General features: G+C 46.1%; 19 protein-coding genes and 1 pseudogene. All 20 read right to left on the reverse strand.

Annotated elements, in window-relative coordinates:
* Position 1: 1 nt before the first annotated feature.
* The gene (yfmF, locus tag FGT79_RS04330) at positions 2 to 1,276 is read right to left on the reverse strand and encodes an EF-P 5-aminopentanol modification-associated protein YfmF (RefSeq protein ID WP_138751531.1); all 1,275 of its coding nucleotides are present in this window, start codon (positions 1,274 to 1,276) and stop codon (positions 2 to 4) included.
* A gap of 148 nt (positions 1,277 to 1,424) precedes the next feature.
* On the reverse strand, positions 1,425 to 2,210 hold the full coding sequence (sleB, locus tag FGT79_RS04335) for a spore cortex-lytic enzyme (RefSeq protein ID WP_138751532.1): 786 nt from the start codon (positions 2,208 to 2,210) through the stop codon (positions 1,425 to 1,427).
* Positions 2,211 to 2,328: 118 nt separating this feature from the next.
* Positions 2,329 to 5,007: an FtsK/SpoIIIE family DNA translocase gene (locus FGT79_RS04340; protein WP_138751533.1), complete on the reverse strand. Its 2,679-nt coding sequence runs from the start codon at positions 5,005 to 5,007 to the stop codon at positions 2,329 to 2,331.
* Between the two features lie 80 nt (positions 5,008 to 5,087).
* Positions 5,088 to 5,300: a YlzJ-like family protein gene (locus FGT79_RS04345; RefSeq protein ID WP_138751534.1), complete on the reverse strand. Its 213-nt coding sequence runs from the start codon at positions 5,298 to 5,300 to the stop codon at positions 5,088 to 5,090.
* Entirely contained in the window at positions 5,297 to 6,046 is a 750-nt protein-coding gene (locus FGT79_RS04350) for a ClpP family protease (RefSeq protein WP_281285898.1), read from the reverse strand. The genes FGT79_RS04345 and FGT79_RS04350 overlap by 4 nt, the downstream gene beginning before the upstream one ends.
* Before the next feature lie 239 nt (positions 6,047 to 6,285).
* On the reverse strand, positions 6,286 to 7,965 hold the full coding sequence (locus FGT79_RS04355) for a ribonuclease J (protein ID WP_138751535.1): 1,680 nt from the start codon (positions 7,963 to 7,965) through the stop codon (positions 6,286 to 6,288).
* A gap of 400 nt (positions 7,966 to 8,365) precedes the next feature.
* A complete protein-coding gene (gene dapA, locus FGT79_RS04360) occupies positions 8,366 to 9,241 on the reverse strand; it encodes a 4-hydroxy-tetrahydrodipicolinate synthase (RefSeq protein ID WP_138751536.1) in 876 nt (291 codons plus the stop codon).
* Between the two features lie 28 nt (positions 9,242 to 9,269).
* A complete protein-coding gene (gene dapG / locus FGT79_RS04365; RefSeq protein WP_138751537.1) occupies positions 9,270 to 10,484 on the reverse strand; it encodes an aspartate kinase in 1,215 nt (404 codons plus the stop codon).
* Positions 10,485 to 10,543: 59 nt separating this feature from the next.
* A pseudogene (locus tag FGT79_RS04370) lies at positions 10,544 to 10,929 on the reverse strand (Asd/ArgC dimerization domain-containing protein); the annotation flags it as partial.
* A 14-nt stretch (positions 10,930 to 10,943) separates the two neighbouring features.
* Positions 10,944 to 11,531, reverse strand: coding sequence for a dipicolinate synthase subunit B (locus FGT79_RS04375; protein WP_138751538.1), 588 nt, complete (start codon positions 11,529 to 11,531; stop codon positions 10,944 to 10,946).
* The gene (gene dpsA, locus FGT79_RS04380; RefSeq protein ID WP_138751539.1) at positions 11,528 to 12,427 is read right to left on the reverse strand and encodes a dipicolinate synthase subunit DpsA; all 900 of its coding nucleotides are present in this window, start codon (positions 12,425 to 12,427) and stop codon (positions 11,528 to 11,530) included. Before dpsA ends, FGT79_RS04375 begins: the two co-directional genes overlap by 4 nt.
* 134 nt (positions 12,428 to 12,561) lie before the next feature.
* Complete coding sequence (gene dut / locus FGT79_RS04385; RefSeq protein ID WP_138751540.1) at positions 12,562 to 13,005, reverse strand: dUTP diphosphatase; 444 nt, start codon at positions 13,003 to 13,005, stop codon at positions 12,562 to 12,564.
* Entirely contained in the window at positions 12,986 to 14,254 is a 1,269-nt protein-coding gene (locus FGT79_RS04390) for a M16 family metallopeptidase (protein WP_138751541.1), read from the reverse strand. Before FGT79_RS04390 ends, dut begins: the two co-directional genes overlap by 20 nt.
* 125 nt (positions 14,255 to 14,379) lie before the next feature.
* Positions 14,380 to 15,378, reverse strand: a complete 999-nt coding sequence (locus FGT79_RS04395) for a polysaccharide deacetylase family protein (protein ID WP_138751542.1) — start codon at positions 15,376 to 15,378, stop codon at positions 14,380 to 14,382.
* Between the two features lie 210 nt (positions 15,379 to 15,588).
* The gene (gene pnp, locus FGT79_RS04400; protein WP_138751543.1) at positions 15,589 to 17,688 is read right to left on the reverse strand and encodes a polyribonucleotide nucleotidyltransferase; all 2,100 of its coding nucleotides are present in this window, start codon (positions 17,686 to 17,688) and stop codon (positions 15,589 to 15,591) included.
* A gap of 150 nt (positions 17,689 to 17,838) precedes the next feature.
* Positions 17,839 to 18,108, reverse strand: a complete 270-nt coding sequence (rpsO, locus tag FGT79_RS04405) for a 30S ribosomal protein S15 (protein WP_053375765.1) — start codon at positions 18,106 to 18,108, stop codon at positions 17,839 to 17,841.
* Between the two features lie 203 nt (positions 18,109 to 18,311).
* Positions 18,312 to 19,262, reverse strand: coding sequence for a bifunctional riboflavin kinase/FAD synthetase (locus tag FGT79_RS04410; protein ID WP_138751544.1), 951 nt, complete (start codon positions 19,260 to 19,262; stop codon positions 18,312 to 18,314).
* A gap of 44 nt (positions 19,263 to 19,306) precedes the next feature.
* Positions 19,307 to 20,221 (reverse strand): tRNA pseudouridine(55) synthase TruB, encoded by a 915-nt coding sequence (truB, locus tag FGT79_RS04415; RefSeq protein WP_138751545.1) that lies wholly within the window; start codon positions 20,219 to 20,221, stop codon positions 19,307 to 19,309.
* A 2-nt stretch (positions 20,222 to 20,223) separates the two neighbouring features.
* Entirely contained in the window at positions 20,224 to 21,213 is a 990-nt protein-coding gene (locus FGT79_RS04420; RefSeq protein ID WP_138751546.1) for a DHH family phosphoesterase, read from the reverse strand.
* Positions 21,210 to 21,566: a 30S ribosome-binding factor RbfA gene (gene rbfA, locus FGT79_RS04425; protein WP_054028943.1), complete on the reverse strand. Its 357-nt coding sequence runs from the start codon at positions 21,564 to 21,566 to the stop codon at positions 21,210 to 21,212. The genes FGT79_RS04420 and rbfA overlap by 4 nt, the downstream gene beginning before the upstream one ends.

Here is a 21,566-nt window from a genome sequence, read left to right on the forward strand (position 1 = left end):
ATTATGCCTCCTTCCGGTCACGCAAAAAGTAAATCGTATCTAGCTGAACCCGCTCAGCCACCTTCACAATATCAGCTGGTGTTACAGCCTGTACCTGCGCTAGCAGCTGCTCCGCACTTCTATGCTTGCCTGTAAGTACGCCATTGAAATCATAAGCAATCATCTCATAGGCTGAATCCTGCAGCTCACGAAGGTGATTGGATATCATCGCTTTCGTCTGGTTTAGCTCCAGTTCCGACAGATTACCTTCGCGCATGCTCTGTAACTGCTCTTTGATGATCGCTACAGCTCGATCGTAGTTATCAAACTCGATACCTGATTGTATTGTGCAAAGCCCTTTATGACCGTCTAGACGCGATGCTGCGTAATAAGCCAGGCTTTCCTTCTCCCTCACATTAAGAAACAGCTTCGAGTGCGGGTAACCTCCCAATATGCCGTTATACAATAAAGCCGCAGGGTATTCGTCATCTACATAGCCAACACCTGTACGAAGACCTAAATTCAGCTTACCTTGGCTAACCTCCATACGCTCCGTTACGTGCTTCACCTTTGTTACAGAATGCTGAACGTTTGGTGTTGCATACGTGGACGGCGTTCCTTCCTTGAGCTTGAATGCCTGCGTTACAAGCTCCGTTACTTCTGCAAGCGTTGTATCGCCGACAACATACAGATCAAGCGCAGCTTGATCCAGCCATTGCTCATACTGCTCGTATAGTGTCGATGGTGTAATGGAATCAATCTCAGCAAGCTTGCCGAGTGGATGCAGTCGGTATGGCTCATCCGCACACATTTCTTCAAGGCAGCGCTCGGCAGCGTAGCGAATTTTATCATTCACAATAGCTTCTAAGCGTTTTTTTAACGTTGTTTTCTCAGCATCTACATATTTGGAGTTAAAAGCGTTCTTATCAAGCAAAGGATCTGTCACGACATCCCCTAGAAATTGCAGCGATTCGGCTAGCAGAGGTGTGCTCGAAGAGACAAAATCGTCATTAATAACATCCATGCGGAATTGGACGATTTGGGCATCGCCTCTTTTATATACATCAAATCCGAAACCCGCTCCATATAAATCGTCAAGCTTCTCACGAAAGCTAATGGTTTCAGGCAAATTAGCTGTGCCTCGTCTCAGTACAAACGGAATGAGAGCAACCGGCGTTACCGTTGCTTCGTCAAGTGTAAGTCCAGCAAATAAGGAAATCGCAAACGTTTTGAATCGTTTCGTAGGCAGTACATGCAGACGAATGCGCTGCAACTGCCCTCTTTCAAATGTGGACACTCGGTTTGCTCCTTTCACTCGCGCGTTATAGAGTAAATCTATTCCATTAAACCAATCACTATACCCATTCTAACCTATAGGAAATGGAAGAAGCAACCACTGCTGCACATGGCAGTAACGGCTGCTTCCTCTCGCACACGTCCTATAGTTACATACAAAAAATATGTTTCCCGATTGTCTTGATTTGTGTCCTCGTCCATATCCACTTCGACGTTGCCGTATCCGGGTTAAAGTAATAAATACAGCCGCCTGTCGGGTCCCAGCCATTGATTGCATCTTCAACGGCCTCCCTTGCTTTCGCATTCGGGGTAAGCCATATTTGTCCGTCAGCAACCGCAGTGAATGCACCAGGCTGGAATATTACGCCGTATATCGTATTCGGAAAGCTTTGTGATTTCAGGCGGTTAATGATTACGGCAGCGACAGCCACCTGGCCTTCATACGGCTCACCGCGTGATTCACCATAAACGGCATTTGCCATCATTTGCAGGTCATTCTCCGTCAAGCCTAATCGGTTGGATTTGGCAATTGTCGAATCTTTGTCCACAGAGCTTGCCGTTTCCTTGCCGCTTCCTCCGGAGTTTGCAGCCGGCGGTGCTGCTGCGGTAGGCTTCCAGCTTTTTGTAGCTTCCCAAAGCTTCAGTTTCGTTTTGGCACCGACAACACCGTCAGATTTAAGACCAAACTTCCATTGAAACCAAGTCACTGCATTTTTCGTGCTAGCACCGAATTTCCCGTCTATCTCGCCTTTGAAATATCCGAGGTGCTTCAAGCGACCTTGAAGCTCGTTAACGTCCGCTCCAGAGGTACCTACGGTTAAGGTAGCGTTGCTAAACGTCTCCGTTGCCTTCTCTCGATCTCCGTGCAGAAGCGTGAAAGAGCCAAACAACAACAGCAGGATTATCGAGGTTGCCAGAATTAAACGATTTCTCATGGTGGGATCTGCCTTTCTCTTGCAAGTTAGTTCGCTTCAGGTAGCGTTACCTAACTTTAGTATGAGAAATTCAATCCGCTTCTATGCACATTATTCCGTCTTCGCCAAATAACAGTGACTAAGAGCTAACTTTTCCAGCTTGGAACTGATCCATCGTAATCAATACTTCCCGCGGCTTACTGCCTTCGTAAGGTCCGACGATTGACCGGGCTTCCATCTGATCGATTAATCTTGCCGCCCTCGTATATCCGATCCGCATTCGGCGCTGTAATAGGGAAACGGAGGCTTGCTTCGCTTCAATAATAATTTGTACCGCTTGATCGTAAAGCTCATCCAGCATCTCATTGCCTTCTGTCGAATCCTCCTCAACCTCCGGTACAAGATCTTCTTTATATTCTGCTTCTGCTTGGCCCCGTGCGTAGTTGACCAGCGTCTCAACTTCCTGATCGGATAAGAATGCACCCTGCACCCTTATCGGCTTGGACATGCCCACCGGTAAAAACAGCATATCTCCACGGCCGAGAAGTTTCTCGGCACCAACCATATCTAGAATCGTACGGGAATCCACTTGAGAGGACACCCCGAACGCAATTCTTGACGGAATATTTGCCTTAATGACACCCGTAATAACATCAACAGACGGCCGCTGCGTTGCAATAATGAGATGAATGCCTGCAGCACGTGCCATTTGTGCAAGCCGAGCAATCGAATCCTCAACGTCATTGGCGGCAACCATCATCAAGTCGGCAAGCTCGTCCACAATAACGACGATATAAGGCAGTACGGCTGCCGGATTATCGGCCATTAAAGTATTATAGCCTTCAATATTCCGCGTTGCAGATTTCGAGAAGAGCTCATAGCGGCTCTCCATCTCTACAACGATTTTTTTGAGTGCGAGCGACGCTCTCTTCGGATTAGTCACAACAGGAGCCAGCAAATGTGGAATGCCGTTGTAGACGTTCAGCTCAACCATTTTGGGATCGATCATCAGAAATTTCACTTCGTCCGGAGCAGCCTTATACAGAATGCTCGTAATAATGCCGTTGATGCAGACGGATTTACCCGATCCAGTAGCACCTGCTACTAGCAAATGTGGCATTTTAGCCAAATTTCCGACGATCGTCTGACCAGATATATCGCGACCGAATGCGATGGACAGCTTGGATGCGGCATTCTGGAACGTAGCCGTCTCCATAACCTCGCGCATCGTTACGACTGATACTTCCATATTCGGTACTTCTATACCAATCGCAGATTTGCCTGGGATCGGCGCTTCCATTCGAATATCCTTCGCCGCGAGAGCTAAGGCAATATCATCCGTTAACCCAACAATACGGCTTACTTTTACACCTGTAGCTGGCTGGACCTCATATCTGGTGACAGCAGGGCCTCTTACTACATCAAGAACCTTCGCGCGTACGCCAAAGCTCTCCAAAGTCGCCTCTAGTTTTCTGCGAGAGTCATACATATCAGTTGCGTCTGCGTTCTTGCTCATCAGGTTTGGTTTATTAAGCAAAGAAAACGGTGGGAGCAAATAAGGCTTAACTGCTGGCTCTTCCATTTCCGATATTGGGCGCTTGGGTACGGAAGGTACAACGTTTTCCTCCACCACGAGAGCTTCAGAATTTGTCAGAACATCATTTGGTTGTAATTCCAGAGAAGCGAGATCGTCAACATGATCTTCCCCCACATCATTCGAATGATCCGAATGCAGCTCCGAGTCGTCTTGTACGGGCAGTTGCTCAGCGTCTGGCCAAGAAGCCTGAGACTCCGTTAAAGGTATTTCAGGAGTAGTCCCATACCCTTCCTCTGTATTGACCCAAGACTCATTCTGATTGTTCACAAGCCCGTCCTGGATGTTCTCCGTAAGCGAGTCTGTCCCAGACTTCTCCCATGGCTGATCGATTTCATTATGCCATGCAGGCTTATTGCCTGTTAGAGGATCCGTGCCGCCATTCGGTTCAAATACCCACTCATCATGACTCTCTGCTTGTCCTTCTGATTGCTCGTCCGTATGATTCTGTCTCCAGGAGAAAAACAAAGATCTTCTTTTCTTAGGTGGTGCTGCTATGTAACCTTCGTGATCATCATCAATCGTATCATCGTCATCGAAATCTCCAGCTCCTGTACTCGCACCTGCAGAAGCAGTTGCCCGCACAGCGGCTCTCTTTGCCCATTTGGCCGCCAGCAGCTTAAACATGCGTGTCCCTCGTGTAGTCACGATTCTGCCTAGCTCAACATACGACTTACCTGTCATAAGCATTACCGAGATAGCAAACATGACGAACATAATAAGCTTCGCGCCATAATAGCCAAATAACGAGAAAAACAATGAATATTGAATAGCGCCTACATATCCTCCGCTTATTTCCTTATCACGAATGGGCAGATCGTTCTCCGCAGGCACGCTGATTAACGATAATTGCAAATCACTGCTTAGCTGCCGGAAAATCGAAGTGCCTGTAAGATCGACACTAGGACTTAATTTCTGCTCGATTTCCGAGATAGAACTCATAAGTGTAAAGGCGAGCACTAATATGAATAGTCCTGTACGTTTGTTCGTCCAGCCCCTTGGCCAAGCCCGCTTAATCATGACAGTCAGTCCGACTACAATGCCAATTAATGCGAGTACGAAATAAAACTTGCCGAGCACAAGTCCAAATAGCTTGGATAACGAGCGCCCGACTGCCGCTTCCCCTGATAGTGCAATGATTGAAATGGTAATTAACAAAATGCCATATACTTCGTATTTTAAGTTAGAGCCAATGGTTTTTTTTCTTCTCTTTTTCTTTGCCAAATCCGTCACCTCTGGTAAAAGATTATACCATAGGTGGACAAATGTGCCTATGAGACATTCGTACGAACATCCGTTTGGATTTAATGATACTGCACGATCGTACCTGGCGTAAATTTCGGATTCAAGTAGTCGTCCAAGCCGCACTCCAACAACCGAACAATTTTCCCCATTCCCGGTGCAATCGGTATGACCTGCATCTTAACACCGCTTGACCAAACCTCCTGCATGCTCTCCCTATCATCATGGAAGCCCTCTAATACAACCTCAAGCGGCATATTCGTATAAATTGTCATTGCAGCGGCACCTCCCTGCTTGACTTCGAAGCTTCTATTCGTCTGTTCAGCTCTTTAAGCGCTTCGCCTAATCCGCCTACCGCATCAATAAGCCCATGCTTTACTGCATCCGAGCCGATGACTGTTGTACCGATATCGCGGGTAAGCTCGCCTGTTTTAAACATAAGCTCCTTGAATACGGACTCTGTCACGTTGGAGTGGGAAGTGACAAAACGTACGACACGCTCCTGCATTTTATCCAAATATTCAAAGGTTTGCGGCACTCCGATCACTAATCCGTTCAATCGAATCGGATGGATCGTCATCGTTGCCGTTGCGGCAATAAACGACATGTCTCCTGCTACTGCAATCGGAACGCCAATGGAATGCCCGCCTCCAAGAACAAGCGTTACTGTCGGCTTCGTTAAGGATGAGATCATTTCGGCTATGGCAAGTCCCGCTTCCACATCGCCACCCACTGTATTGAGTACGATAAATATGCCCTCAATTTTATGATTCTGTTCTGCCGCAACCAGTTGCGGAATAAGATGCTCATACTTCGTTGTCTTATTCTGCGGAGGCAATACAAGATGTCCCTCCACTTGCCCAATAATGGTCATGCAAAAGATGTTGGATTCCGTCATTGCCGGCGTCGCCGTTTGACCTAGCTGCTGGATGGTTTCCAATACAGCATTCGTTCTTTTTTTGTCATCTGGAATAGGTTCAGGCTGCTCTGCGATAATATCCATCTTTGATTGCCAATACATGTACAAACCCCCTCTTGTGATATTGCTGTCATAGTATGGGGTCTATTGGCGAATTTATATACCAAGGTGAAACGGCTGTCGCCGTTCTTTGGCGGCGGGGCGCGTTTCGTTCTGAGAAATATAGAGATAGGATCGCAAAGTCCGATCCTTTCCTATATTTTACAAAAAAAGAATCACTTGTGTCCGCCGCGGCAATTGCGGAATGGACAAGCGATTCTCTTCATCAAACATGTATTGTATTATACTTCCATAATAATAGGCAGAATCATTGGACGACGGCGAGTTTGCTCATACAAGAAACGTCCAAGCGCGTCCTTCACATTCGTTTTGAGTGAAGCCCATTCATTAACTTTATCATTCATTAGACGAGTCAATGTTGATGTAACAATGCGGTTTGCTTCGTCTAGAAGTCCTTCTGATTCACGAACATACACGAAACCACGAGAAATGATATCCGGACCTGACAAGATTGCACCGTCTTGCTTGCTGAGCGTAACGACAACAACAAGTATGCCATCCTGCGATAAAAGCTTACGGTCACGCAATACGATATTACCTACATCGCCTACGCCTAGACCGTCAATCAGTACGTTACCTGCTTGTACTTTCGAGCCTTTACGACCATTTCCGTTCTGGAATTCGACAGTATCTCCGTTATCAATAACGAAAATATTCTCACGCTCGATACCAATAGCCTCACCAAGCTTCGCATGTTGTCGAAGCATCCGGTATTCACCGTGAATCGGAATGAAATATTTGGGCTTAATCAAGTTAAGCATCAATTTCAATTCTTCTTGGCTGCCGTGACCGGAAACGTGAACGCCCGATACAGAACCATTGCCGTAGATGACATTTGCGCCAAGGCGGAATAATTCATCAACCGTACGACCAACATAACGTTCGTTACCAGGAATAGGCGTAGCTGCAATGATAACGGTATCGCCTGGCAGAATATCTACCTTGCGGTGCGTAGAGCGTGCCATGCGAGTCAGTGCCGACATTGGCTCGCCTTGACTGCCTGTACATAAAATAACAACACGGTCAGCGGCTAATTTGTTTACTTCCTCCGGCTCGATAATCATGCCTTCAGGAATGTTCAAGTAACCGAGGTCTGATGCAATACCAACAACGTTAACCATACTGCGGCCAACAACTGCAATTTTGCGTTTCGTTGCGATAGCAGCATTAATGATTTGTTGAATACGGTGTACGTTTGATGCGAATGTCGCAACAACAACGCGCTGTGACGATTTGCGGAAAATATCTTCAAGGTTGTCGCCAACCTGTGCTTCCGATGGCGTGTAGCCAGGACGCTCTGCGTTCGTACTGTCTGACAACAGTGCCAATACGCCGCGTTTACCGATCTCTGCAATACGCTGTAAATCAGCAAATTGCTCGTTAACCGGAGTGTGGTCAAACTTAAAGTCACCTGTATGGACAACAGTACCTTCCGGAGTATCCAAGCTTACACCTACGGAATCTGGAATACTGTGGTTTGTTCTAAAGAATGAAGCACGAATCGTTCCAAGTTGAATTTCACTGTCAGCATTGATGAGAATACGTTTTGTTTCACCAAGCAGGCTGGCTTCCTTCAATTTCCCTTCAATTAGGCCCATGGTAAGTTTTGTAGCATATAATGGAACATTTAGGCTTTTCAATACATATGGCAATCCGCCGATGTGATCCTCATGACCATGCGTAATAATAATTCCGCGAACTTTGTCGCGATTTTCTGTAAGGTAAGAAATATCTGGTATAACAATATCGATTCCGAGCATGTCCTCTTCTGGAAACTTCAAGCCCGAGTCAACGACAACGATGTCATTGTTGTACTGGATTACGTACATGTTTTTTCCGATTTCTCCTACTCCGCCTAGTGCAAAAATGAGCAGTTTATCCTGGTTGTTCTTCTTAGACAAGTGTATCTTTCCTCCTTAAAATTTTGCGAAGCGATATTCGCCTCGTAAGCATCTGTTAATTTTGTCGAAGCAATTGCACTTCGTAAGCATCTAATTATTTTTGCGAAGCTAGAATGGCCTCGTAAGTATTGTGTTTATATGGAAAAGCAAAGCTAAACATTACTTATCCATAGGTGTTGTGATGCCGAACTTGTCGCTACCTATGCACGTGTATCGTCAGATGCCGCTCTGACGTTAAGTTCAATTCCAAAAATTTGCCGCACCCAGTCACTTGAAATCATTATACATGAAGAAAAAGCTGGAATACAAGTGAAACACGATATTGCTATTATGCAATAGGCTTCCCAAAAAAATAAAACCGATGCTGGACGCACCGGCTGCGATAAATGATTATAATGAATTATGCCAATAAATTGCGTAAGAATGCGGCTTCCGCCTCGTTAACCGTAACAAGCGGCAATCGAACTCCGCCAACGGATAGGCCTTTCAAGCCAAGTGCATATTTTACTGCAACTGGGTTTGGCACAGGATGCGGACAATAGAAAAGACCTTTGAAAACAGGCAGCAGCGTTCCATTTATACGAGCAGCCTCTTGAGCGTTGCCACTCAAATGCGCTTGAATCAGCTGTTTCATCTCTTCGCCTACAATATGGCTGGCTACGCTAATGATGCCGTACCCACCAATTGCTAGCGCTGGCAGCGTGGCACTGTCGTCGCCGCTATATACTCTAAAGCCATCTGGAGCACCGCTAATAATCTGTGTCAATTGATCTGTATTGGCACAATCCTTCGTAGCAATAACATTGTCGATTTGAGCTAGGCGAAGCGTTGTTTCGGCGGAGAGGTTAACACCGGTACGTCCTTCCACGTTATACAGAATGATAGGTAAAGTCGTTGCTTCTGCAATCGCTTTGAAATGCTGGAATAGACCTTCCTGACTAGGACGGTTGTAGTAAGGAGCCACCAACAATATACCATCAACCCCGGCTGCTTCCGCATCCTTTGTCAAATGGATGGAATGGGCTGTATTATTGCTGCCCGTACCTGCAATAATTTTGCAACGTCCGTTCGCATGCTTAACAGCAAATCGGAACAGTTCAAGCTTCTCTTCATCGGACAGCGTCGGCGACTCGCCAGTAGTGCCGGAAACGACAAGACTATCGCTCTGCTGCTCCTCTATTAAATAATCAATCAATTGACCAGTCGTTTGCCAATCAATATGACCATCCGCATCGAATGGCGTTACCATTGCGGTAATCAATCTTCCAAATTCCATCTGATATTCCTCCCAAAAATGTTGCTCTCTATCGATGAAGCTCGAACTTCGCATGGAGAGAACGAAGTGACTCAGCCATGTCCGCTTCACGAACGAGCACCCATATCGTTGTATTAGAATCAGCTGATTGCATTATGGATATTCCTTGCTCCGTCAGCGCTTCCACAATTCGCGCCATAACGCCCGGTTCTCCATTCATGCCACCGCCAATAACAGACACTTTGGCACAGCCATTTATCGCTGAAGGCGAGAAACCTGCATCCTCCAGCACAGTGACTGCACGTGCAGCATCATGATCAAAAACAGTATAAACTGCACCGCTAGGCGTTACATTAATAAAATCGACACTAATATGATGTTTGGCCATGGACTGAAAGACCTGAAGCTGTACGTCGCTCCTGCCTTCGATCGCTTTTACCGAGATTTGGGTAATTCCAGCTACATGAGCAATACCTGTAACATGTCTGTCCTTCACCATAAGCTCAGCTTTCAACTCAGCAGAATCCGTGACTAGCGTGCCCGTTTCAGAGGAGAACGTCGATCTTACGCGAAGCGGTATTCGTGCTTGCTGTGCAATCTCTACTGCACGTGGGTGAATAACCTTCGCGCCTTGCCTTGCCATATTGCAAATTTCTGCGTAGCTCACGATAGCAAGAGGCTTAGCCTCCTCAACAATACGTGGGTCTGCCGTTAAGATACCATTCACATCGGTATAGATATCTACCATCTCGGCGCGCAGTGCTGCACCGAGCGCGGTAGCCGAAGTATCGCTTCCGCCTCGACCTAGCGTTGTCGTATCTCCATGAACAGTGCTTCCTTGAAAGCCAGTTACGATAACGACAATTCCTGCACGCAGATGGGTAAATATCTTATCCGGTCGGATTTCCTTAATACGCGCATGGCCGAATTGCTCGTCGGTGAGCATACCCGCCTGTCCGCCAGTTAAAACAACGGAAGGAATGCCGTTTTTATGGAGTAAGCTGCATAAAGCAGCTGCGGAAATAATCTCTCCGCAGCCAAGCAGCATATCTCGCTCACGAGCCGGCAGACTGTCGCCGTTATCACGTATAACCTGCAATAAAGTATCCGTTGCATAAGGGTCGCCCTTACGCCCCATCGCAGATACCACAACGACAACCGCAAATCCATTGCTGCGTTCTCTGTTAATATGTTTAATGACATGTTCTCTGGCATGATTGCTGGATAGCGAAGTGCCCCCGAACTTCTGAATCAGGATACGCATATACAATCCTCCATGATCGATCCCAGGAAGAAGAAAACCATTACCCGATCCTTAATATATTAACCCTTTGAGATATGTTCAGCGATTTGTACGGCATTCCTTGCTGCGCCTTTGAGCAGGTTATCGGATACGATCCACATATTAAGTCCGCGCTCAAATCTGAGATCGCGTCGCAAACGTCCAACAAAAACATCCGGCTTTCCGGCCGCATCAGTCGCAAGCGGGTAAAGCTGTTTTGCAGGATCATCAACGAGCGTTGCACCCGAAGCATCCGCAAACAGCTGTTTAACCTCTTCCATATCGTAGTCGTTTTTCAGCTCAGCATATACGGATTCCGAATGATTATATACAACAGGAATACGCACACAAGTTGCGGTAACCTGAATAGATTCATCATTTAGAATCTTTTCGCTTCTCGAATTATTTTCATTTCTTTAATCGTAAAGCTGGTATGAGTGTCTAGTGCCGCTCGACAAGCAGTGGCTGAAGCTGTTTTCCTTGAAGGGCTGCCTCGCAAGCTTCCAAGACCAAATCCATTCTGGCAACAAGCGAGTTAGGCTTCTGCACAGGGTTATCTTGGCCAAACGGTACGAAATAAATATGTTTAGCTACTAATAGCTTCGCTATGTTAGCAGCATTTAAACCAAGTCCATCATTTGTTGATATGGCAAGCACGAGCGGACGTCCATTTCGCATTTGCGCCTTGGCAGCCATAAGAACGGCACTGTCCGTTATCGCATTTGCTAATCTGCTTGTCGTATTTCCCGTACATGGGGCAATCACGAGAACATCGAGCAGTTTCGATGGTCCTAACGGCTCTGCCTGCACAATGGTTGATATAAGATCATTGCCAGTAATCGCTTTAAGCTGTGACTGCCAATCATCAGATTTGCCAAATCGCGTATCCGTAGTCATAATCGTATTCGAAACAATCGGTACTACATTCGCACCTGCATCGACGAACCGTTTAATTTCTGGCATAACCTCAGCGAACGTACAATGTGAGCCTGACAAAGCATAGCCCACCGTAATTCCAGACCAATTCATATCCCATTCCCCCGCTTAATCGTATCGTCCAAAATCAACTGTGATAAGCAATCCGCCATGATACGTCCAGCTGTTTTGGGTGCGACGATACCGGGAAGTCCGGGTGCAAGCATCGCTTTAATACCACGCTTCTCAGCGAAGCGGAAATCAGTTCCGCCAGGCCTTGATGCGAGGTCAATTATAACGGCCCGCGAAGGTAAATTTGCGATAATTTGTGCTGTGACTATCATAGTCGGAATTGTATTAAAAAGCAAGTCAATATTGCTTACATGCTGCAACAAACCACTGATGTAGAAAGGCTCAAAGCCCATCTCCGCCGCTCTTGCGAACTGCTCCGAACGACGTACGCCGACCTTCACTTTAGAGCCCAAACCTTGTAATGTACGGGCCATCGTGAAGCCTGTTCTTCCGAAGCCAAGTACCATCGAAGCGGAGCCATGAATCGTAATATCCGTGTTCTGGATCGCCATCATCAATGCGCCTTCGGCGGTCGGAATTGAATTGTAAATCGCAACATCGTCACGGTCAAACAGTTCAACTAATGATAGACCGTACTGCTCGCATAGCTGACGCAAATATGGTTTTGCCATACCCGTATATACCGTGCAATGCTTAGGCAGCAACGCGAAGTGGTTCTCCGTTAGCTGCATCGGGCGATCGCTGAATACAGCGTGTATGACGCCTTGGTCATCGGTGCCTACTGCCGGCAATAGAAGCGCATCTATGGATTCAAACAGCTGCTCCTCGAATTCCGCGTGAACGGCACCATCTAGCGACGAATGTAAGCCATCAAAACCTGAGACCGTGACGGAAGCATCAAGCTCTGTCAACTTGCGAATGACTTCTAGCTGCCTTGCATCACCGCCAAGCAACAGCACTCGGACGCCTGTTAGCATTAAGCTTCACTCCTTTCTTGCTAATAGCTCAAGATCATCTTATGCTTGCGCCCAGAGCGGGGTGAAAAATAAAAAAAGATCGGGCAAATGACCCGATCCTTGGTTAAGCCGTTTTCCTTATGCACGTTGTTCTTTCATACACCCGTATGACCGAATCCGCCTGCACCCCTTACCGTATCCGGAAGCTCATCCGCTTCCACAATCGTAACGGCTGGCACCAGTTGGAACACCATTTGGGCAATACGCTCACCACGCGTAATCGTGAATGGCTCCTGCCCTAAGTTAACAAGAAGCACCTTAACTTCTCCGCGATAATCCGCATCGATCGTACCTGGAGCATTCAAGCAAGTAATGCCATGCTTGTAAGCTAAACCGCTTCGCGGTCTAATTTGGGCTTCCAGTTCACCCGGCATTGCCATTGCAAACCCGGTAGGAATAAGTTTCCTCTCACCAGGCGCCAGCACAATAGACTCTCCTACAGCAGCCTGCAGGTCAAAACCTGCAGCCCACTCAGACATTTTTTGCGGTATTGCGATATCTTCATTTCCTGATAGCCGTTTAAACTGTACGTGATACAAATTGATCCCTCCCGAGTTGCGCTGCTGCTTTATCATTACTGCCAACCATTGCAACGGAGAAAGGAACGGAAAGCATCCGCTTCGTAACCTCGACCACATGGGACATATCAACCGAATCGATCCGCTTCAGCAATTCATCTAGTGTGTAGTGATGACCTAGCATTAACTCGTTTTTGCCAAGTCGATTCATTCGGCTGCTCGTGCTCTCTAAGCTTAATATCAAGCTGCCCTTTAGTTGCTCCTTGCCACGGTGCAGTTCATCCTCGCCTAAGCCTTTGACCGAAAGCTCGTTTAGCTGCTCCATTGTCAAATCAAGCACCTCTTTGGTTTGTTTCGGAGCTGTTCCCGCGTATAGGGTGAACAAGCCTGTATCCGCGTAGGAGGTGTGATAAGAGTATACCGAGTAAGCTAGGCCTCGTTTTTCTCTTATTTCCTGGAATAGTCTTGAGCTCATTCCACCACCTAATGCATTATTGAGTAAAATCATCGCATACAGATGCGAATCTGTGATGGAGCATCCTGGGAACGAAACACACAAGTGGTTTTGTTCTGTTTTTTTCTTATAGAACAGATAATCACCGTGAAAGTCTGGCTTCGTCACAATGGCGCTCGCCGGCTTGCTATTCTTGAATCCGCTGAAATGCTTTTCGAGCAAAGCTAGCAGACTTTGCTCTTCGACATTGCCCGCGACACTGATCACGACATTCTCAAGCGTATAGGTGTCATCCATATAACCACGCAGCGTGTCCGATGTCATCGCAGTCAGACGTTCCTCAAGCCCTAAAATCGAATATGCTAAAGGATGATCACCGAATGCAGCGCGCGAAGCTTCGTCATGCACTTTATCATCAGGCGTATCCTCATACATCGAAATTTCCTCAAGAATAACGTTTTTCTCTTTAGCTAGCTCTTCTGGGTCAAGCTGCGAATTGAAAAACATATCCGATAGCGCATCAACAGCTAGTGGCAAATGCTCATCCAATACTTTAGCAAAATAACAAGTATATTCCTTGGACGTAAAAGCATTAACATTACCGCCAATGCCGTCGAATAAATCGGCGATATCTTTTGATGTACGTTTCTCTGTGCCTTTGAACAGCATATGTTCAATAAAATGAGAGATGCCGTTGTTCTGGAGTGTCTCGTTTCTTGAGCCCGTTTTCACCCATATGCCAAACGAAACCGATCTAACCGTCGGTATGTATTCAACAACGACACGCAAACCGTTGCTAAGTGTGTATTTGTTCATCAGTAGTCCCCCTAATGTTTTGTGCGGCAAAATAGGCCTCGCAGTCAAATCTCATCATTCTCGCCTTACAAAACGGCTGTCGTCAGTATGTATCCATATACATGAATGTTTTTACTATAGCAGAATCAGTCGGCTCCCTCAACAGCGGCCGGAATCCGATTGGATGAAAGTGTCTCGCTTACTGTTCCAATCGCATATCCTTTCGCTTTCGCAACGCGGATCATACCTGCAAGCGCATCCCGAGTCGTCGCTGTAGGATGCATTAATATGAGCGCTCCTGGCTCAAGTTTTGCTGCGATCTTACGCACAACATAGTCCGCCGGCGGCTTCTGCCAATCAATCGTATCAATGGTCCATAACACCGTCTTTAATCCCATTTCCTCAGCGATTTGCACAGTCGTTTGATTGAAGGAGCCTGATGGCGGAGCAAACCATTGGTTATCCACCTGAAGGGAGGTTTTCAACAGAGCTTCAGTCTTCGCAATTTGGTTATACTGCGACTGCCTGTTGAGTGTACGCATATCCGGATGGGTATACGCATGGTTAGACATTTCATGCCCCTCCGATTGAATACGAACTGCCAGCTCTTTGTTTTTATTCAGCCAGCTTCCATCTAGAAAAAAAGTCGCCTTCACTTGTTCCGTCTTCAATGTGTTAAGTATGGAATCCAAATATTCATTGCCCCAAGCTACATTAATCATAAGCGAAATCATTTTCTTATTGGGGTTGCCGCGATAAATGGGATGCGGTCCAAGATCATTCAGCTTAATGTTCGGCTCTACTTCCTTGAAAACAAACGGAATTGCATCAGTAGGTGGTACAAGCAAGGCCGCCTCCAAGGTTTTCTCAATATCGACTACCAAGCCATTGTATCCAGGAATTGCTCTCCAGACTCGGTCAATACGCGCATTAACAGGTTGGATTGCAAGCTTAGGTGCTTCATTATTAATAATAGAAAGAAGCCGTATGCGCTCGCTATGCTTATCCTGCTCATTGGTTGCTGTTGTCACACTGTCTTTATATTTGGTCGAAGCAAGAAATCGAGCAACCTCATTATTCGTGCTTACTAGCACAAGCACGAATAGCATACTTGCCGCAATTATCGCCGCTTTCCTTACCATCATTATGCCCACTCCCATAATAGTGCTGGCATGCCTATTAAGCTTGACCTCGCCTCAGCATGTTCATTCATATGTATGAAACAATGGACGAGTTTATGCAGCAGGCGCCAATCGGGAGGGCAAAGGTTGTATGCAGCAACAAATCAAAAAAGAGCCAGATCAAATCTGCCTCTTTCTTCTCTTACTTATATAACCCAACAGAACGAATAATCGTTATTGCGGAGCAGCTTCAGTCGTCATCAACACTTTGGCAGACAAATTGATTCGCCCCTGTTGATCGATTTCCGTTACCTTAACCTTGATTTGATCACCAACGTTAACGACATCTTCTGTTTTGGCAACACGTTCAGTTGACAATTGGGAAATGTGGACGAGTCCATCCTTGTTCGGTAGAATCTCAACGAAAGCACCGAATTTCTCAACGCGCTTAACTGTACCTAGGTAAATCTCACCAACAACAACTTCTTTCACGATGCCTTCGATAATCGATTTTGCTTTTTGGTTCATCTCTTCATTGGAAGAAGCGATAAATACCATACCATCCTGCTCAATATCGATTTTGACACCTGTTTCTTCGATGATCTTGTTGATGATTTTGCCGCCAGCACCAATAACATCACGGATTTTGTCCGGATTAATACGAAGCGTCAAAATTTTCGGTGCATACTTGGAAAGGCTAGTCCGTGTTGTAGGCAGGCTTTCAAGCATTTTACCAAGAATGAAAATACGTCCTTGACGAGCTTGCTCAAGAGATTGCTCTAGAATCGCACGATTAATACCGGCAATTTTGATGTCCATTTGAATAGCTGTTACGCCTTCAGCCGTACCTGCAACCTTAAAGTCCATATCGCCAAGGTGATCTTCCATACCTTGAATATCCGAAAGAATAGCGAAATGGTCACCGTCTTTAATTAGACCCATTGCAATACCTGCTACTGGTGCTTTAATCGGAACACCTGCATCCATCATCGCAAGCGTACTTGCACAGATACTTGCTTGTGAGGAAGAACCGTTCGATTCAAGCACCTCGGAAACAAGGCGAATGGTGTATGGGAATTCAGCTTCAGAAGGGATAACCTTCGACAAAGCGCGCTCGCCTAGTGCACCATGACCAATTTCACGACGGCCTGGCGGACGAAGTGGACGAGCCTCACCTACGCTAAATGGCGGGAAGTTGTAGTGATGCATGAAGCGTTTTGTTTCTTCAGGTGAAATACCGTCCAAAATTTGAACGTCACCCATAGCTCCAAGCGTACAAATGCTAAGCGCCTGTGTTTGCCCACGTGTGAACAATCCCGTTCCGTGCGTGCGTGGAAGAATCGCAACATCGCAATCGATCGGGCGAATCTCATCTAGCGAGCGGCCGTCTGGACGGATTTTGTCATGAGAAATAAGACGACGGACTTCTTCTTTCACGATGTCATAAAGCACTTCTTTCACATCGGACAGAAGCTCCGGCGTATCGATATATTGCTCTTCGAAGTGAGCAACAGCTTCACTGTTAACCGCATCGATAGCTTCTTGACGAGCATGCTTTTCTTCTACCTTAATCGCATCGACTAAACCTGCAGAAGCAAATGCACGGACATCAGAGTTAACCTGTTCGTTTACTTTGCGTAATTTAACTTCCATCTTAGGTTTGCCGGCAACCGCCTGCAGCTCTTCGATTTTGGCTACAATTTTTTTAATTTCGTCATGACCGAACATAATCGCTTCGAGCATAACTGCTTCAGTAACCTCGTTCGCCTCGGCTTCAACCATCATGATTGCATCCTTTGTACCTGCTACCACGACGAATATATCCGTTTCTTGGCTTTGTTCAACGGTTGGGTTAATAATGAATTGTCCATTAATCCGGCCAACGTTAACGCCGCCAATCGGTCCGTCAAAAGGAACATCAGAGATAGACAATGCAGCAGAAGTACCAATCATAGCTGCGATCTCAGGTGAACAATCCTGATCAACGCTCATTACAATATTCATAACCTGTACATCATTCCGGAAGCCTTCTGGGAACAATGGACGAATAGGTCTATCTGTAAGTCGGCTTGAAAGAATCGCTTTCTCACTTGGACGGCCTTCACGTTTGATAAATCCGCCTGGAATTTTACCTACTGCATACAAACGCTCTTCGTAGTTAACCGTTAACGGGAAGAAATCCAAATCCTTCGGACCCGCAGAAGCGGTCACCGTACACAATACGACAGTATCACCATATTGCACAGTTACAGCAGCGTTTGCTTGCTTAGCAAGGCGGCCTGTTTCGATGGATAGCGGTCTTCCGCCTACTTCCATCTCAATTCGTTGTACCATTATATCCCTCCTATACGTTTCTATGTAGTCTATTTCACTGCAAAATGCAGGTTTTTATTAGGGGCTCCCTATTACAAAAAGCAACCCGAATCCGCTTATCCGTGATTCCCGGACGGCAGGACTACCAGGTTGCTTTTCATTACGCATAGTTTAGCGGCGTAGGCCGAGTTTTTCGATCAATGCGCTGTAACGTCTAACATCATTGTTTTTAAGGTATGCAAGCAGCTTACGGCGCTGACCTACCATCTTGAGCAAACCACGACGGGAATGATGATCTTTCTTGTGCTCCCGCAAATGTTGAGTCAAGTTAACGATGTTTTCAGTCAGGATAGCCACTTGAACTTCCGGAGAACCGGTATCAGTTGCATGTGTCTTATGCGTCTCAATCAGTTCGTTTTTACGTACTTGTGTAATTGCCATCCTAATTCACCTCCTTCTTGATAATCGCCATTAGCCACGAAGCCGTCGGTGAGAACGGACATCCAAGCTAAGGTTAAGTTTATGAATGTGTCCTACGAAATGTATGACTACTCACAACGTTTTATAGTATAACATAGATTTGGGACAATTGTCGAGAAGCTTATCGATGTACCGCCATAACGTGTGAATGATCTACCGCAATTCTACTTGCTGTAACCGAGAATTTCTTTCGCTTGTCTGGAGTCCGTGCTAATTTGTTCAATTAGCTCCGCAATCGATTCAAATTTCTTCTCAGGTCGTATAAACGAAATAAATTGCAAGCGCAGTTGCTCATCATAGATATCACTATTGAAATCGAACAAATGAGCCTCCATAATCGGCTGCAGCCCTTCTTTATTGAAAGTTGGCTTCAGTCCGAAATTAAGAACGCCGGGATAAGCTTTGTCGTTTACCCAAGCCGTAATCGCATATACGCCAAGACGTGGGGTGATATACGGTGCGTTGATTTGAAGATTCGCCGTTGGAAATCCAATGGTCCGCCCTCTTTTATCACCATGAACGACTCGTCCACACACTTCATAAGGACGACCGAGCAGACGATCAGCCAATTCGATATTTCCTTGCTCTAGTGCCTCACGTATATATGTGCTGCTTACTTTAACGCCATTTTCGAACAACGGCTCAATAACCTCAACAGAAATATCGGGTTGTCCGAGTTGTGTTAAAGCTTCTGAGTTGCCTAGACCTTTATGTCCGAAATTGAAGTCAAAGCCAACCACAACATGCTTGGCTTGCAGTGTACGGAGCACTTCATCAACAAACCGCTCTGGCGAAACAGCTGAAAACTCTTGATCAAATCTCATAATAAAGACGAGATCGACTCCTAGTTCGGCAAATAATGCTGTCTTGACATCAAGTGGTGTTAGACAGCGATAATACTGCTCTCCTTGTCCGAGAACTTCCTTCGGATGCGGATCAAATGTTAGTACCGCTGATAGCATATCAGAGCCCTTTGCTTCATTAACCGCTTGGCGAATGACGTTTTGATGACCACGATGGACACCGTCAAAATGGCCGATTGCTATAGAAAGCGGTTTGTCCAGCGATAACATGGACAAACCGTTTAGAGGAAAACTTAATGGAATTATTTCCAACGCTGAAACACCTGCATTTCCTTTTAGCTTTCACTATCTTTTCGCTATGCTGAAAAAACTTTAATTGGTTTAAATACAGCTGTTGCAAGATCAATCTGAAAAATACCAAGAAATGAGCGATGTTCATTATAAAGACGAATAAGCTGTTCATTGTGTGAAGAAGTAAGGTTAAGATCTGAGAGAGAAAGATTAATCTTCTGCCCCATCAAAGCAAGTTTCCCTGTTGATTCGGGAACTACCGCGCATTCCAAATGGGTAATGGCTTCATCAGCGGCAATTAAATGCTCATTAAGCTCACCTGCTGCCTGCAATTCCTCGATTTGCTCAAGGGTTAGACAGCTTTCCTTCGTAATGCCGCCCGACATCGTTCTCGTCAAATGCGCCATGGTCGCAGGAACCCCGAGTGCTTTTCCAATGTCCACACATAACGTACGGATATATGTACCTTTGGAGCATACGGCTGAGAATGAAATGGTCGGTTGATCCAGATCAAGCTTTAAGTCGAGAAGCTTGAGTTCGTGAATCGTGACCTTCCGCGACTTCCGCTCTACCGTCTTGCCTTCCCTAGCTAACTCATATAAACGTTTTCCATCAATTTTAACCGCAGAATACATCGGCGGCACCTGCTCGATTTCACCAATGAACCTTGCCAAAGCTTGGCGCACTTCATCTTCCGATACTTTAATTGATGCTTGGCGTTCGATTACCGTTCCGGTTATATCCTCCGTATCAGTAGCGATTCCTAGCTGCAATACAGCTTCATATGCTTTTGGACGTTCCTGAACATACTCAACAACTCTCGTGGCACGACCAAGACACAATGGCAATACACCTGTTACCATCGGATCAAGCGTTCCAGCATGTCCAATTCGTTTCATCTTTAACAACCGGCGAACTTTAGCGACCACATCGTGGGAAGTCCAGCCTTCAGGCTTCCAAACGGCCAGAATACCGTCCATCGTTAAATCAACGCCTTTCTTACGGCTTCCACCAAAACAGCAATGGAATCTGTCAGTGATCCCTCAAGACGACAGCCTGCCGCTCTAATATGACCTCCGCCGCCGAACTGCTGCGCAATCGCCGCAACATTGGCTTTCCCAGCTGAACGAATGCTCGCTTTAACTGCACCGTCTTCCGTTTCTTTGAACAATATGCCCACTTCTACGCCGTCGACATTAAGCGCATAGTTAACAATACCTTCAAGATCCTCAGGAATCGCGCCAGTGTCACGCAAATCGTCCTTGCCGATATAAACCCACCCAATCTCCAGGTTATCCGTAAAGGTTAGGCGATTCAGCGCAAGCTGCAGCAAATTAAGCTTAGCTCTAGTCATTTTTTCAAGCAAATGATCAGCTAATTCGTTTCCAGATACGCCTAATGCAAGCAGATGTGAAGCAATCTCCATTACACGTGGACTTGTATTGGAATAACGAAAACCACCTGTATCAGTTAACAACCCTGTATAGATGGCCGTTCCGCAATCCAAATCACAAGCAATGCCAGCTCTCTCCAATAAATCAAACAGGATTTCAACAGTAGCCGCAGCTTCTGAACGAATGACATTCACCGTTCCGAAACCATTATTGGTCGGATGATGATCGATATTAAGCAGCTTTGCATCAGATGCAAAGCTGCCCGCTACCTCTCCTATCCGTTTGAAATCTGCACAGTCAATGGAAATAACGGCATCAAATTTGCGATCAGGAACAGAAGTTTTGTAATGAACAATCGTTTCATACTGATCAAGGAAGCTTAGCCGTGAGGGCAATTCACTCTCATTGATCAGTACAAACGTTTTACCGAGCTTTTGAAGAAGCCAGCCAACAACGACTGTAGAGCTTATCGCATCTCCATCAGGCTGAACATGAGATACAACGAGAAAATCATCGTTAGATTTCATGAATGCCAGCGCATCATCAAGCTGCTTTGAATAGCTGCTCTGTTCCGTCATCGAGCTGAATTCCCGTTGTTAATGTTTTCAAGCAAAGCTTCAATTCTGCTGCCATACTCGATACTGCTGTCAAATTTGAACAACAGCACCGGTGTATGACGTAGGCGCATGCGTTTGCCAAGCTCAGTACGGATAAATCCGGTACCGCTCGCAAGCGCTTTGAGCGTAGCTTCCTTCTGTTCTTCGCTGCCAAGTACACTTAAATATACTTTAGCTTGAGAAAGGTCACTGGACGTCTCAACACCTGTAACCGTAATAAAACCGATTCTTGGATCTTTAAGTTCTGTCTGTATGATTTGGCTAAGCTCTTTTTTAATTTGCTCGCCTACCCGTCCTACCCGGATTTTTGCCAT

The sequence above is a fragment of the Paenibacillus sinopodophylli genome (genome assembly GCF_005930355.1).
Taxonomy (GTDB): domain Bacteria; phylum Bacillota; class Bacilli; order Paenibacillales; family Paenibacillaceae; genus Pristimantibacillus; species Pristimantibacillus sinopodophylli.

Coding starts and splice junctions, on each gene's coding strand:
- FGT79_RS04350 (WP_281285898.1), bottom strand. CDS start 6,046: ATGTATTGGCAATCAAAGATGGATATTATCGCAGAGCAGCCTGAACCT.
- rpsO (WP_053375765.1), bottom strand. CDS start 18,108: ATGGCAATTACACAAGTACGTAAAAACGAACTGATTGAGACGCATAAG.
- FGT79_RS04390 (WP_138751541.1), bottom strand. CDS start 14,254: ATGAACAAATACACACTTAGCAACGGTTTGCGTGTCGTTGTTGAATAC.
- sleB (WP_138751532.1), bottom strand. CDS start 2,210: ATGAGAAATCGTTTAATTCTGGCAACCTCGATAATCCTGCTGTTGTTG.
- FGT79_RS04375 (WP_138751538.1), bottom strand. CDS start 11,531: ATGAATTGGTCTGGAATTACGGTGGGCTATGCTTTGTCAGGCTCACAT.
- rbfA (WP_054028943.1), bottom strand. CDS start 21,566: ATGGCAAAAATCCGGGTAGGACGGGTAGGCGAGCAAATTAAAAAAGAG.
- FGT79_RS04395 (WP_138751542.1), bottom strand. CDS start 15,378: ATGATGGTAAGGAAAGCGGCGATAATTGCGGCAAGTATGCTATTCGTG.
- dpsA (WP_138751539.1), bottom strand. CDS start 12,427: ATGCTAACAGGCGTCCGAGTGCTGTTGCTTGGCGGTGATGCAAGGCAG.
- truB (WP_138751545.1), bottom strand. CDS start 20,221: ATGGACGGTATTCTGGCCGTTTGGAAGCCTGAAGGCTGGACTTCCCAC.
- dapA (WP_138751536.1), bottom strand. CDS start 9,241: ATGGAATTTGGAAGATTGATTACCGCAATGGTAACGCCATTCGATGCG.
- dapG (WP_138751537.1), bottom strand. CDS start 10,484: ATGCGTATCCTGATTCAGAAGTTCGGGGGCACTTCGCTATCCAGCAAT.
- FGT79_RS04420 (WP_138751546.1), bottom strand. CDS start 21,213: ATGACGGAACAGAGCAGCTATTCAAAGCAGCTTGATGATGCGCTGGCA.
- FGT79_RS04345 (WP_138751534.1), bottom strand. CDS start 5,300: ATGACAATTTATACGAATATGCCGCTTGAGGTTGTATTAGAGGGCTTC.
- pnp (WP_138751543.1), bottom strand. CDS start 17,688: ATGGTACAACGAATTGAGATGGAAGTAGGCGGAAGACCGCTATCCATC.